Origin of the sequence: Pseudomonas viridiflava (assembly GCF_900602065.1) — a bacterium.
GTDB lineage: Bacteria > Pseudomonadota > Gammaproteobacteria > Pseudomonadales > Pseudomonadaceae > Aquipseudomonas.
The window spans coordinates 1-306 of record NZ_UWFN01000250.1 but is presented as its reverse complement, the minus strand read 5'-3'; the positions used below and the strand labels follow the sequence as shown (position 1 = coordinate 306).

Genomic DNA, 306 nt, shown 5'->3' with positions numbered 1-306 from the left:
GTCTGGCACTGGACATCCCTGGTGGCGTTGCTGAGCTACTCGGGTTTGCGGGCCATTCCGGACGTCTACTATCAGGCGGCGCGGATCGACCGGGCGTCGAGCTGGGCAATCTTCCGGCACATTCAACTGCCGAAGATGAAAAGTGTGCTGCTGATCGCCGTGATGCTGCGGTTCATGGACAGCTTCATGATCTACACCGAGCCGTTCGTGCTCACCGGCGGCGGTGCCCACGCGTCCGAGGTCCTGACGGCGGCGGGTATCGACCCGACCGCCCGGGGTGAGGCGATCGGGTACCCGACCTCGGCC

General features: G+C 65.0%; 1 protein-coding gene. It reads left to right on the top strand.

The annotated features are described in order from the left end of the window. The coding region (locus EE949_RS13665) for a carbohydrate ABC transporter permease (protein ID WP_431194222.1) at nucleotides 1-306 on the top strand (306 nt) is incomplete at both ends.